Source organism: Bradyrhizobium sp. USDA 4369 (assembly GCF_054056435.1).
This window is the reverse complement of the sequence record NZ_JBSRYH010000001.1, coordinates 2,169,635-2,181,383: the sequence shown is the minus strand read 5'-3', so window position 1 is coordinate 2,181,383 and position 11,749 is coordinate 2,169,635. Positions and strand designations below refer to the sequence as shown.

The window sequence follows — 11,749 nt, the reverse complement described above, 5'->3', positions numbered from 1 at the left end:
GCATGTCGCGTATATACGCCTGGAACCTTCAGACCACCCCGAACGACCGAGCCCGTCATGTCCAGCATCGCCGCCACCGCCACGACGATCAGCACGTCCCGTACCAAGGTGATCCAGCCGGCCTGGGTCCGCGTCATGCACTGGATCAACGCCGCAGCGATGATCGTCATGATCATGTCCGGCTGGCAGATCTACAACGCCTCGCCGCTGTTCGACTTCCGCTTCGATCGCAGCATCACGCTCGGCGGCTGGCTCGGCGGCGCGCTGCTGTGGCACTTCGCCGCGATGTGGCTGCTGATGCTGAACGGGCTCGCTTATCTCGTCACGGGTCTCGTCACCGGCCGGTTCCGCCGCAAGCTGCTGCCGCTCTCGCCGGCGTCCGTCATCGCCGACCTCAAGGCGGCGCTGACCTTCAAGCTGTCGCATGACGACCTCACGGCCTATAATGCGGTACAGAAGCTGCTGTATCTCGGCATCATCCTGGTCGGCATCGTCGTCGTGCTGACGGGCCTGTCGATGTGGAAGCCGGTGCAGCTGCATTGGCTGGTCAGCCTGTTCGGCGACTATCCTGCCGCGCGCTATGTCCATTTCGTCTGCATGGCGCTGATCTGCGCCTTCCTGGTCATTCACATCCTGCTCGCGCTGCTGGTGCCGAAGAGCCTGCGCGCGATGATCACCGGGCGCTGAGAGGAGACATCGTCATGGCCAAACGTACGTTCCTGATTCCCGGCGTCGACAAGCGGCTCTTGATCAAGGACTCGCTCAAGACGATGCCTGACCTGACCCGACGCCGCTTCCTGACCGGCGGTGCCAGCCTGGGTGCGCTGACCTTGCTCACAGGCTGCGATGTTGTCGACAGCGACACGGCCGAGGAACTCTTGAAGAAGGTCTCCAAGTTCAACGACGCGGTACAGGCCTGGATGTTCAATCCGGACGCACTGGCGCCGACCTTTCCGGAGAGCGCGATCACCAAGCCGTTCCCGTTCAACGCCTACTACACGCTCGATGAGGCGCCGGAGATCGATGCCGCCGACTGGAAGCTCGAGGTGCGTGGCCTCGTCGACAACAAGAAGTCGTGGACGCTCGACGAGCTGCACGCGCTGCCGCAGGTCACGCAGGTGACACGCCACATCTGCGTCGAGGGCTGGAGCGCGATCGGTTCCTGGACCGGCACGCCGTTGCGCGACTTCCTCAAGCTGATCGGCGCCGATACGCGCGCGAAATATGTCTGGTTCAATTGCGCCGACAAGGACGGCTACAACTCGCCGCTGGATATGCGCACCGCGCTGCATCCGCAGACCCAGATGACGTTCAAATTCGCCGACCAGATCCTGCCGCGCGCCTACGGCTTCCCGATGAAGATCCGCGTCCCCACCAAGCTCGGCTTCAAGAACCCCAAATACGTGGTCGCGATGGAAGTCACCAACGACTACAAAGGCGGCTATTGGGAGGACCAGGGCTACAATTCGTTCAGCGGGAGTTGAACTCGGGCTGATAGAGCCCAGATGGCGCCCACGATCTCCGCTGTCGTCCCTGCGAACGCAGGGACCCATGAACGCCGGCCATGATGAGGTGGGCAATTTCCCGCCGCGTCCCTCGAGCGCATCCGCGGTATGGGTCCCCGCGTTGCGGGGATGACAGCGTTTATGAAGCGCGGTCCGTGCGCTTCAACTTGCCCTGCATCGCCGCCATGACCGCGCCTAGCAGCAGCAGTGCCGCCGACACGTTCAATGCATAAGTCAGGCTCCCCATCGCATCGGTGATCGCGCCGACGCCGAATGGGCCCATCGTCTGGCCGATACCGAATGAGATCGTCAGCGCGGCGATCGCGCGCGGCCAGGCGCTTTGCGGCAGGTTGAAGCGCACGAAGGCGGTGGTCGCGGTGGTGACGGTGGAGAACGCGATGCCGAACACGGCGGCTGACAGTGCCAGCATCGCCGGTGAATGGCTGAGCGATGGCAGCGCAGCGCCGATCGCGTTCACCGTGAGGATGAAGGCGGTCGGCCGGCCGCCGCGGTCCTGCGCCAGCACGCGGCGCCAGACCCAGGGCGTGCTGAAGCCGGCGAGCCCGATCAGGCACCAGAAGGCGGATTGCGCCACCGCACCGCCGCCGAGATCGCGGACATAGGCAATCATGAAGGTGAGATAGGCAATGTAGCCGGCACCATACAGGAAGTAGCTGACCAGATAGATCGCCATCGGCCGCAGCGAGACGCGGTCGGCGCGGGTCTCCGGCACCCCTGCGCTCGCCGGGATCGGCATCACGAGCAGCGGCACGATCAGCACCGCGCCGAGCGCGGCCAGCACCGCCCACACGATCCACCACGAGCCGGGCCCGAACGCCTGCAGCACGAACGGAGCGATCAGGCCGGAGACCACGATGCCGAGCGGCGGCCCGGCATAGAACAGGCTGAGCACGAAGCTCGCCCGCGCCGGCTGGGCCAGTGCAACCCGCGCCGCCAGCGCGCCGCCGGCCACGAGCGCCACGCCGGCGCCGATGCCGGTCACGAGCCGCGCCAGGCTGAGCGCCGCGAAGTCGCTCGTCATGGCGCAGACGGCAAGCGACGCCAGCGCTGCCAGCGTTCCGCCGCGCACCGCGGCCAGCCCGCCGACGCGCCGCGCCAGCTGTGCTGCGATCAGCGCGCCGAGCAGATAGCCGGCGGCATTGACGGTGTTCATGAAGCCGGCGGCCGAATACGACCAGTGCAGCGAGTCGCGCATGTCCGGCAGCACCAGCGCATAGGCGAAGCGGCCGATGCCGAGACCGATGATCGGGCCGAGCGAGAGCGTGAGGTTGGTCAACGCGGGGCGGACCGGTGTCGGGACGGATTGGGGTGTTGGCAAGAAATGCTCCGGCGCCGCGATCATCGGGCAATTCATGCTGTTCGGTCGCCATTTTCGAGCACATTACAGCGCGGGCCGCCGGTACAGAAGACGGGCGGTGACATTGGTGGCTTGCCAACGGCGCAGGAGGGCTTTAGCACTCCGCGCGGATTTTAAAGCCGCTCTTCGTCATGTCCGGCCGCGCGCCGGGCCTCCCGTCCCTGCTCGCAGAGGCGCGGATGGCCGGACGAGACCGGCCATGACAACGACCCACATGAGGACAACGACCATGGCGACCCACAAGCTCCTTCTGCTGCCCGGCGACGGCATCGGCCCCGAAGTAATGGCCGAGGTGAAGCGGCTGATCGGCTGGCTGAACGGCAAGGGCCTCGCGTCGTTCGAGACCGAAGAGGGCTTGGTCGGCGGCGCCGCCTATGACGCGCATGGCGCCTCGATCTCGGAAGCCGACATGGACAAGGCCAAGGCGGCCGACGCTATCATCTTCGGCGCCGTCGGCGGTCCGAAATGGGACGGCGTTCCCTACGAGGTCCGGCCCGAGGCGGGTCTGCTCCGCCTGCGCAAGGATCTCGGCCTGTTCGCCAATCTGCGTCCGGCGGTGTGCTATCCGGCGCTGGCCGATGCCTCGAGCCTGAAGCGCGAGATCGTCGAGGGGCTGGACATCATGATCGTCCGTGAGCTCACCGGCGGCGTCTATTTCGGCGAGCCCAAGACCATCACCGATCTCGGCAACGGTCAGAAGCGCGCCGTCGACACCCAGGTCTACGACACCTATGAGATCGAGCGCATCGCCCGCGTCGCCTTCGATCTCGCGCGCAAGCGCCGCAACAAGGTGACGTCGATGGAGAAGCGCAACGTCATGAAGTCGGGCGTGCTCTGGAACGAGGTCGTCACCGCCGTCCACGCGCGCGAGTACAAGGACGTCACGCTCGAACACCAACTCGCCGATTCCGGCGGCATGAACCTGGTGAAATATCCGAAGATGTTCGACGTCATCGTCACCGACAATCTGTTCGGTGACATGTTGTCGGACATCGCGGCGATGCTGACGGGATCGCTCGGCATGCTGCCCTCGGCCTCGCTCGGCGAGGTCGATGCGAAGACCCACAAGCGCCGCGCGCTGTACGAGCCGGTGCATGGCTCGGCGCCCGATATCGCCGGCAAGGGTCTCGCCAACCCGATCGCGATGCTGACCTCTTTCGGCATGGCGCTGCGCTATTCATTCGATCTCGGCGGCCTCGCCGACAAGCTCGACGCCGCAATCGCCGCCGTGCTCGCGTCAGGCCTGCGCACCGCCGACATCAAGGCCGAAGGCTCGACTCCCGCATCGACCGCGCAGATGGGCGAGGCGATCATCAAGGAGCTGGAGAAGCTCACCGCGTAGTCGGACGCGGCTCCTCATCGGAGCCGAGGTCCCTCGGCGCGAACGCTGCGCTCCCCGCAAGGGGAGGGCCATCGCATACGACTGTGCAGCAGTGCGAGGCCTCATGGTTCGAGACGCGCCGAAGAGGCGCTCCTCACCATGAGGAGCTAATTTCGTGTCGCAAGACAAGACCTCATCCTGAGGGGCCGCCGAAGGCGGGTGTCTCGAAGGATGGCCGCAGAGACGTTGTCAGTTTTCCATATGCAATCGCCCTCCCCGCAAAGGGGAGGGAAGAGTGTCGCGCCGCCTCTGCACAGCTCGAAGCTTGCGGATGCGATCTTGCTGCCGTGACGTGATCGCTCATGGCGGTTGGGTTGACCATCAAGACTGCTTCCTCGGGCTGACCCGTCAAGACGGCTCGTCGGGCAAATCAGGGCGGCGCAACTGCGCGATTGCAGCCAATCACCGGCTCTTACAGACGCTCTCATCCACCAAGATCCGCTTCGCCGAAAAACTCATTTCATCCGCGCCTTCAAATGGATCGGACGATCCGTCCATCCCGCGCGCAAGAATCGTATTTCGCTTTTCCAGAATTCGTGGTTTCTCAGGCCATCCCGCTTCGCCTGCAAGGGGCGTTTCGCGATCGTCACGAGGCGTGAGGCGGGGATGCGGTGGCCGCGCGGGCGCGCAGCATGTCCTGAGGGACGTGCGGACGAACGAGGCTCTTGCGGACGCGAAGCTGCGTGGTCCTGGCGCCCCGATGCCGGCGCCAAGCCTCAGGGGGGCAATGATCCCCACGGCGACGGTGGCTATCTGTGGTCTTCCAGGAGGTTGTCCATCCGGTCTGAACCGAGGAAGCTGAGGTTGCGAAGCTTCAGTGTTCCAAGGAGAGACCAGATGGACGTCCACAAGAATGCGCCTATGACACCGAAAGGTCGAGAGGCGATGGTGCGCAGTGTCGTAGACGGTGGGCTGAGCTATGCTGAAGCTGCTTACCAGTACAATACGACGCCGAAGACCGTAGCCAAATGGGTGAGGCGGTTCCGCGAGGAAGGTGTCGAGGGATTGCTCGATCGCTCCTCCAGACCGCACTCATCGCCAGGCCAAACCACTGCTGCCACATGTACCGCTATCGAGGCTTTGCGCCGTCAGCGCCACACCGGCAAGCAGATTGCGGCTGAGGTTAAGGTGTCGCCGGCCACGGTCAGCCGCGTTCTGCGACGGCTGGGGCTGAACCGAATCCGTGATCTGGAGCCGATCGAACCGGTGCGTCGCTATGAGCACGCTGCGCCCGGCGAGATGATCCATATCGATATCAAAAAGCTCGGCCGTTTCGCGCAAAGCGGCCATCGCGTCACCGGTAATCGGAACGGTTATAGTCATTGTCGCGGTCTTGGCTGGGAGTACATGCATGTCTGCATCGATGACCACTCCCGTGTCGCTTTTTCACAGCTCAAGCCGGATCAGACCGCCGAGAGTGCTGTTGCGTTTCTCAAGGCCGCTGTCGCTCACTACAAGAGCTTGGGCGTTACCGTCACCCGCGTCATGACTGACAACGGAGGCTGCTATATCGGCTTCGATTTCGATAAGGCCTGCCGCGATATTGGTCTCAAGCATATCCGCACCAAGCCCTACACGCCCAGAACCAATGGCAAGGCTGAACGCTTTATCCAGACAGCGCTCCGGGAGTGGGCTTATGCACACACCTATCCCACTTCCGATCAGCGCGCCGCGCAACTGCCCATCTGGCTGCACCAGTATAATTGGCACCGGCCTCACGGCGGCATAAACTCCCAGCCGCCTATCAGCAGACTCGGTTTAACCGAGGACAACCTCCTGAGGCTCCACAGCTATCAAGCCGGACACCGAGGAGAGCGCAGAGTAAGCGTGAGCCCATCGCGCAGGGAGGGCCGGGTCGTGCCGGCTGGACCTGTGGTACCTGCCGCCTGCATTTTCTTTCGCAGGCGGGCCACGGGCCTCGCCGAGGCCCGGCCTTCCCTGCGCCCTTGCTTTGGACGAGGGCGGAACGCTCCGGATGACTCGGACGCGACAGCGCCGCGAGAAAGGGCTCGCTTGTTGTCTCGATCGTCATTCCTCGTGCAGGCGGGGCATCCAGGACGCCGCGGCCTCTCGGCCAAGTATTCGCCGCCTCTGGACTACTTGATCGCCCGGTCGGGGCCGGGCGATGACAGCGTGACTTGATCGAAGACGCTTGAATGACGAGAGAATGCTTGGGTCATCCCCCCAACGCAAAAAGCCGGGCGGAGCCCGGCCTTGGTGATCGGATGATGCCGCAGCCCTCAGTAGGGGATCGGAATCCGGGTCGGATAGCCGCCGAGATCGGACGGCGCCATCAGCGGCTGGCGGTCGATCGGACGGTTGAGGTTCTCGCGGGCGAACGACGGATAGCCGACGGCTGGCGGGAAGGCATAGTCGCTGAACTTGCGGTCACCCGGCAGCACTTCGGTGCCGCCATCGAGCCAGGAGCGCTTGCTGACATACACGCGGGTGCGTGGGCCGGACTGGTAGGAATAGTTCGGGCCATTGCCGGAATAGGCCACGGTGGCGCGGCGCTTGGTCGGGGCGGCATCGGCAGACGTGACGGCAAGACCGGTCGCGGCGATCACCGCCAGGGTCAAGGCCCGGGTTGCGGCAGAAAATTCAATCATCACGTCCTCTTCCTCGCGCCTCAAGCGGCCGGCGCACGCCATGCGCATGATTTGGCCCGCACAATATCTGCGTCGGCTGTGGCATCACAAGGTCATTCCGGCGGCCGGGCGCAAGATAAATTCCTGCTGTGGCGGGAAAGTTGCATCAAAATCCGTCACTTGGCAGCACGGGCAGCGGCGCCAATGTGGCGCTGTCGCGCCCAGCAACGCGCAGACCCATTCAGACATTCACAGCGCGCCGCGCAGCCTCGGATTGGCGGTGGACATCACCCAATCGCCGGCGCTGCCGGCCGTCGCGGGCGTGTCACAGCCGCCGCGCCGCTGCTCGGGTCCGGCGAACAGTTGGCCCAGCGCGCGGTCCTGTTCCGGTGCGAGCAAGGTCAGCCGGTTGAGCATGCAGCCGACCATCGCCCGGCGCGTCGGTATGGTGACGCCCTGGCAGGACCAGCCAGAGATCCGCAAGGCCGGCTCGGCGATGGTCTTCAGAAAACCGAGGCAGGCGCCGGGGCCTTCGGAAGCGCCCACCGGCCGCATCAGGCTGACCGGCCCGAACCGGCTGTCGATCACGCCGGCGGTCTCCAGGTCGGTGGCGCCGCCTTGGCCCATCCGAACTGCAAGATCGGCACGCGGGTCGCGACGCGCATCGCGCTCCGGGCCGAACCGATAGACCTCGAGTTCCGTCGCGGGGCGGTCAGCGGGCTCGCCCCAGCGCAGCACGTCCTTGCGGCCGCCCTCGGGATGGGTGAGCACCGTATAGGTGGCGGTCTTGTCGGGCTGGTCGGTCAGACGGAGGGAGAATGCCGGCACCGCCCCGTCGGCCAGCGTCCAGCCAGCCCGGCCGGGTGGCGCGTCGTCGCCGTCGAGATGCTGCCAGCCGGCCAGGCCGAGCATGGCGAGCAGCGCCAGAGCCCCCACATAAGCGAACAGGCGCGCCACCGTGCCGCAGACCTCGTCCGCGAAGCTTTCAAGCCCCTGCAGGACGGATGCGGATCGGGAGGCGGTGGCTGTTCTGGCCGAATCGGAATGCATCAAAGGCGAGACATCGTGGTAACGTTGTGTCAGGGACGTTTCTCGCATAGAAGCGCTGCCGCTTCCGTTTCCGCTGATATGCGCGGTCGGCCATTTTTCTTCGGAGAGTGAATGATGGGTTACAAAGTCGCAGTGGTCGGCGCGACCGGCAATGTCGGACGGGAAATGCTCAATATTCTGGATGAGCGCAAATTCCCCGCGGACGAGGTCGTGGCGCTCGCCTCACGCCGTAGCGTCGGCGTCGAAGTGTCCTATGGCGACCGCACGCTGAAGGTCAAAGCGCTCGAGCACTACGATTTTGCCGATGTCGACATCTGCCTGATGTCCGCCGGTGGGGCGGTCTCGAAGGAGTGGTCGCCGAAGATCGGTGCCGCCGGCGCGGTGGTGATCGACAATTCTTCGGCCTGGCGCATGGACCCCGACGTGCCGCTGATCGTGCCCGAGGTGAATGCCGATGCCGCCGCGGGCTTCACCAAGAAGCACATCATCGCCAATCCGAACTGCTCGACCGCGCAGCTCGTCGTCGCGCTGAAGCCGCTGCATGACAAGGCCCACATCAAGCGCGTCGTGGTGTCCACCTATCAATCGGTCTCGGGCGCCGGCAAGGACGCGATGGACGAACTTTTCTCGCAGACCAAGGCTGTCTACACCAATGACGAGCTGGTCAACAAGAAATTCCCCAAGCGCATCGCCTTCAACGTCATCCCGCACATCGACGTCTTCATGGAAGACGGCTTCACCAAGGAAGAGTGGAAGATGATGGCGGAGACCAAGAAGATCCTGGATCCGAAGATCAAGCTGACCGCGACCTGCGTGCGCGTGCCGGTGTTCGTCGGCCATTCCGAGGCAGTCAACGTCGAGTTCGAGCAGCCGATCACCGCGGACGAAGCGCGCGAGATTCTCCGCCGTGCGCCGGGCTGCCTGGTCATCGACAAGCAGGAGCCCGGTGGCTACGCGACGCCCTATGAGGCCGCCGGCGAGGACGCGACCTATATCAGCCGTATCCGCGAGGACGCGACGGTCGAGAACGGCCTCGCCTTCTGGTGCGTGTCGGACAATCTGCGCAAGGGCGCGGCCCTCAACGCCATCCAGATCGCGGAAGTCCTCATCAATCGCAAGCTGATCACGGCCAAGAAGAAGGCCGCCTGAGCGAGGATTTCAGCACGCAGCGGCTTCGGGGTGGGATCGAACGTGGCTGAAAGAACAACAACCGAGCCGACGCGGGCGCAGCCGCCCGTGTCCGGCCAGCATGCGCCGTCGAAGCTGGAGCGCGGGCTCGAGGGCTTCCTGTTCAAGAGCCGCTGGCTGATGGCGCCCTTCTATGTCGGGCTGATCGTCAGCCTCGCCGTGCTCCTGTTCAAATTCGTGCTGCTGCTGTGGGAGAATGTCGTGCATCTTCCCACCGCCAAGGAGAGCGATATCATCCTCGGCGTGCTCAGCCTGATCGATGTCTGCCTGACCGGCAATCTGGTGCTGATCGTGGTGTTCTCGGGCTATGAGAACTTCGTCTCGCGCATCGATCCCGGCGGCCATCCGGACTGGCCGGAATGGATGACGAAGGTCGACTTCGCGGGCCTGAAGCAGAAGCTGCTCGCCTCGATCGTCGCGATCTCGGCGATCCAGCTGCTCAAGGCGTTCATGAATCTCGACGCGGGCTACGACTCGGTCAAGCTCGCCTGGCTGGTCGGCGTGCACATGACCTTCGTCGTCTCGACCGTGATGCTGGCGCTGTCGGATCGCTGGAGCGGCGGGCACTGATGCGGGGCGAATAGGGAGCAGCGAATGGCGAATAGGGCAGAGGAACTACGCGCTACTCCCAATTCGCTATTCGCCATTTCGCGCACTCTTGAATTCCTTGGTGGCCGTGTCGAGCACGAACAGCGATCCCTCGGCAACACCGAAATAGGCGCCGTGCAGCTGGAGGTCACCGGCCTCGACGCGGCTGCGTACGAACGGAAAGGTCATAAGGTTCTCGAGGCTGCGGAACACCGCGGCCTTCTCGATCCGTGTCACGAAGTCCTGGAAGGTCTCGTGATTGCGCTGCTCGACCACCTCGCCCGGCTTGATGAACATCGACATCCAGCGGCCGATGAAGTCGCCAGGCGACAGCGGCGCCGCCTTGTCGACGAAGGCGCGGATGCCGCCGCATTGGGCATGGCCGAGGATGACGATATGCTTCACCTTGAGCACGGTGACGGCATATTCCAGCGCCGCCGATACGCCATGGGCATTGGCGTCGGGCTGATAGATCGGCACCAGATTGGCAATGTTCCGGAGTACGAACAATTCGCCCGGGCCGACGTCGAAAATCACCTCCGGCGAGACCCGGGAATCGCAGCAGCCGATCACCATCACGTCGGGCGACTGACCGCGCTCGGACAGCTCCAGATAGCGGCTCTGTTCGGTGGGCAGGCGTTGGGTGGTGAAGGCGCGATAGCCGTCGAGCAGGCGTTGCGGAAACGAGACCATGGACCATGCCTAAACACATGCGGCTGACGGGAACAAGCCTTTCGGGGCGGCCGCCGAAATGGTATCGCGAGCCGCTTCGATAAACCAAGGGAAACGCCGAATGATCCGCCCGCGCCGCAGTCTTCTCTTCATGCCCGGCTCCAATGCACGCGCGCTGGAGAAGGGTCGGAACCTGCCGGCCGACGGGCTGATCCTGGATCTCGAGGATTCCGTGGCGCCCGATGCCAAGGCCGCCGCGCGCGAGCAGATCGCCAAGGCGGTTGCCGCCGACGGTTACGGCAAGCGGGAACTGCTGATCCGCATCAACAGCCTGGACACGGCGTGGTGGGCTGACGACGTCGCGATGGCCGGCCAGGCCGCGACCGACGGCATCCTGGTTCCCAAGGTCTCGACGGTGGAGGACCTGCGCCTGGTGAGCGATCGTCTGGCCGAGGTCGGCGCCGATCCGGCGTTGAAGGTGTGGGCGATGATCGAGACCGCGCGGGCGGTGCTCGATGCCGATCGTCTCGCGGCGACGGTGCATGAGGCTGGCTCGCGGCTGGCGGGCTTCGTGTTCGGCCCGAACGACATCTCGCGCGAGACCCGCATCCGCATGCTGCCGGGCCGCGCGACGATGCTGCCGATGATCAGCCACTGCATCCTGGCGACGCGCGCCCATGGGCTGGAGATTTTGGACGGGCCTTACAGCGATTTCGCCAACACCGACGGCTTCGCGCAGGAATGCATCCAGGCCCGCGACCTCGGTTTCGACGGCAAGACGCTGATCCATCCCGGCCAGATCGATGCCTGCAACGCCATCTTCACGCCGCCGGCCGAGGAGGTCGCGGCCGCGCGCAGGATCATCGCTGCGTTCGAATTGCCGGAAAACGCGTCGCGCGGAGCGATTCAGATCGATGGCCGCATGGTCGAGCGGCTGCATGCCGACATGGCGCGGCGGACGATCGCGATCGCGGATGCGATCGCCGCGGCGGGGAAGTAGTTCTCAGATGTGCTTCAGGCTCAGGATGTAGTTGACGAGGTCGCCGCGCTGCTCGGCCGTCAGGACGACGTTGGGCATCGTCGGGTGACTGCTCTGCAGGAACACTTTCAGCGCCAGCTCCGTGGTCGACGGCATGTTGGCCACGGCGACGAAATCAGGCGCCGTCGTGGTCTGGGCCCGCGATCCCCCGGCGTCGATGGCGTGGCAGGAGCTGCACCAGGCTTCCGCCAGCTTGCGGCCGGCCTGAACGCTCTCGGTGGCCGGCGTGGCGCCGCCGGCATTGTGCAGCCGGATCAGCAGCATCGCGCCGAGCGCGAGCAGGATCGCGGCGCCGACATGGAGCCAGGTATTGCGGTGCAGCTTCGGCAAACTCATCGCGTTGCTCCGCTCTCGGGGACG

The 11,749-nt window shown here is 64.8% G+C and carries 11 protein-coding genes and 1 pseudogene; 7 read left to right on the top strand and 5 right to left on the bottom strand.

The window, feature by feature from the left end; translation table 11 throughout:
• Positions 1–57: 57 nt before the first annotated feature.
• Both ACVIJ6_RS09865 and ACVIJ6_RS09860 read left to right on the top strand, forming a co-directional pair.
• Positions 58–687 carry a cytochrome b/b6 domain-containing protein gene (locus tag ACVIJ6_RS09865; protein WP_456772559.1) on the top strand — a complete coding sequence of 210 codons (630 nt, stop codon included), beginning with the start codon at positions 58–60 and terminating at the stop codon, positions 685–687.
• Positions 688–701: 14 nt separating this feature from the next.
• On the top strand, positions 702–1,484 hold the full coding sequence (locus ACVIJ6_RS09860) for a molybdopterin-dependent oxidoreductase (protein WP_456772558.1): 783 nt from the start codon (positions 702–704) through the stop codon (positions 1,482–1,484).
• A gap of 160 nt (positions 1,485–1,644) precedes the next feature.
• Here ACVIJ6_RS09860 and ACVIJ6_RS09855 read toward each other — a convergent pair whose 3' ends face one another.
• Positions 1,645–2,880 (bottom strand): YbfB/YjiJ family MFS transporter, encoded by a 1,236-nt coding sequence (locus tag ACVIJ6_RS09855; RefSeq protein WP_456772557.1) that lies wholly within the window; start codon positions 2,878–2,880, stop codon positions 1,645–1,647.
• Positions 2,881–3,112: 232 nt separating this feature from the next.
• Between ACVIJ6_RS09855 and leuB the strand changes: the two genes are divergently transcribed.
• Together leuB and ACVIJ6_RS09845 are read left to right on the top strand one after the other, a co-directional pair.
• The gene (leuB, locus tag ACVIJ6_RS09850) at positions 3,113–4,225 is read left to right on the top strand and encodes a 3-isopropylmalate dehydrogenase (protein ID WP_456772556.1); all 1,113 of its coding nucleotides are present in this window, start codon (positions 3,113–3,115) and stop codon (positions 4,223–4,225) included.
• 876 nt (positions 4,226–5,101) lie between these two features.
• Positions 5,102–6,055, top strand: a pseudogene (locus tag ACVIJ6_RS09845) (IS481 family transposase); the annotation flags it as partial.
• Positions 6,056–6,504: 449 nt separating this feature from the next.
• On the opposite strand, the gene ACVIJ6_RS09840 reads toward ACVIJ6_RS09845, so the two are convergent.
• Together ACVIJ6_RS09840 and ACVIJ6_RS09835 are read right to left on the bottom strand one after the other, a co-directional pair.
• The gene (locus tag ACVIJ6_RS09840) at positions 6,505–6,873 is read right to left on the bottom strand and encodes a hypothetical protein (protein WP_012040687.1); all 369 of its coding nucleotides are present in this window, start codon (positions 6,871–6,873) and stop codon (positions 6,505–6,507) included.
• A gap of 228 nt (positions 6,874–7,101) precedes the next feature.
• Entirely contained in the window at positions 7,102–7,902 is an 801-nt protein-coding gene (locus ACVIJ6_RS09835) for a hypothetical protein (protein WP_456772555.1), read from the bottom strand.
• Between the two features lie 114 nt (positions 7,903–8,016).
• Between ACVIJ6_RS09835 and ACVIJ6_RS09830 the strand changes: the two genes are divergently transcribed.
• Positions 8,017–9,051 carry an aspartate-semialdehyde dehydrogenase gene (locus tag ACVIJ6_RS09830; protein WP_456776949.1) on the top strand — a complete coding sequence of 345 codons (1,035 nt, stop codon included), beginning with the start codon at positions 8,017–8,019 and terminating at the stop codon, positions 9,049–9,051.
• Positions 9,052–9,093: 42 nt separating this feature from the next.
• Positions 9,094–9,660: a TIGR00645 family protein gene (locus ACVIJ6_RS09825; protein WP_456772554.1), complete on the top strand. Its 567-nt coding sequence runs from the start codon at positions 9,094–9,096 to the stop codon at positions 9,658–9,660.
• A gap of 66 nt (positions 9,661–9,726) precedes the next feature.
• Here ACVIJ6_RS09825 and ACVIJ6_RS09820 read toward each other — a convergent pair whose 3' ends face one another.
• Positions 9,727–10,371 carry a carbonic anhydrase gene (locus ACVIJ6_RS09820; RefSeq protein WP_456772553.1) on the bottom strand — a complete coding sequence of 215 codons (645 nt, stop codon included), beginning with the start codon at positions 10,369–10,371 and terminating at the stop codon, positions 9,727–9,729.
• Between the two features lie 100 nt (positions 10,372–10,471).
• Here ACVIJ6_RS09820 and ACVIJ6_RS09815 point away from each other — a divergent pair, with 100 nt between their 5' ends.
• Positions 10,472–11,350 (top strand): HpcH/HpaI aldolase/citrate lyase family protein, encoded by an 879-nt coding sequence (locus ACVIJ6_RS09815; protein WP_172238221.1) that lies wholly within the window; start codon positions 10,472–10,474, stop codon positions 11,348–11,350.
• A gap of 3 nt (positions 11,351–11,353) precedes the next feature.
• Here the strand turns inward: ACVIJ6_RS09815 and ACVIJ6_RS09810 are convergent, their stop codons facing one another.
• Positions 11,354–11,725, bottom strand: coding sequence for a c-type cytochrome (locus ACVIJ6_RS09810; RefSeq protein ID WP_172238224.1), 372 nt, complete (start codon positions 11,723–11,725; stop codon positions 11,354–11,356).
• Positions 11,726–11,749: the final 24 nt, after the last annotated feature.

Coding starts and splice junctions, on each gene's coding strand:
- ACVIJ6_RS09865 (WP_456772559.1), top strand. CDS start 58: ATGTCCAGCATCGCCGCCACCGCCACGACGATCAGCACGTCCCGTACC.
- ACVIJ6_RS09860 (WP_456772558.1), top strand. CDS start 702: ATGGCCAAACGTACGTTCCTGATTCCCGGCGTCGACAAGCGGCTCTTG.
- ACVIJ6_RS09855 (WP_456772557.1), bottom strand. CDS start 2,880: ATGAATTGCCCGATGATCGCGGCGCCGGAGCATTTCTTGCCAACACCC.
- leuB (WP_456772556.1), top strand. CDS start 3,113: ATGGCGACCCACAAGCTCCTTCTGCTGCCCGGCGACGGCATCGGCCCC.
- ACVIJ6_RS09840 (WP_012040687.1), bottom strand. CDS start 6,873: ATGATTGAATTTTCTGCCGCAACCCGGGCCTTGACCCTGGCGGTGATC.
- ACVIJ6_RS09835 (WP_456772555.1), bottom strand. CDS start 7,902: ATGCATTCCGATTCGGCCAGAACAGCCACCGCCTCCCGATCCGCATCC.
- ACVIJ6_RS09830 (WP_456776949.1), top strand. CDS start 8,017: ATGGGTTACAAAGTCGCAGTGGTCGGCGCGACCGGCAATGTCGGACGG.
- ACVIJ6_RS09820 (WP_456772553.1), bottom strand. CDS start 10,371: ATGGTCTCGTTTCCGCAACGCCTGCTCGACGGCTATCGCGCCTTCACC.
- ACVIJ6_RS09815 (WP_172238221.1), top strand. CDS start 10,472: ATGATCCGCCCGCGCCGCAGTCTTCTCTTCATGCCCGGCTCCAATGCA.
- ACVIJ6_RS09810 (WP_172238224.1), bottom strand. CDS start 11,725: ATGAGTTTGCCGAAGCTGCACCGCAATACCTGGCTCCATGTCGGCGCC.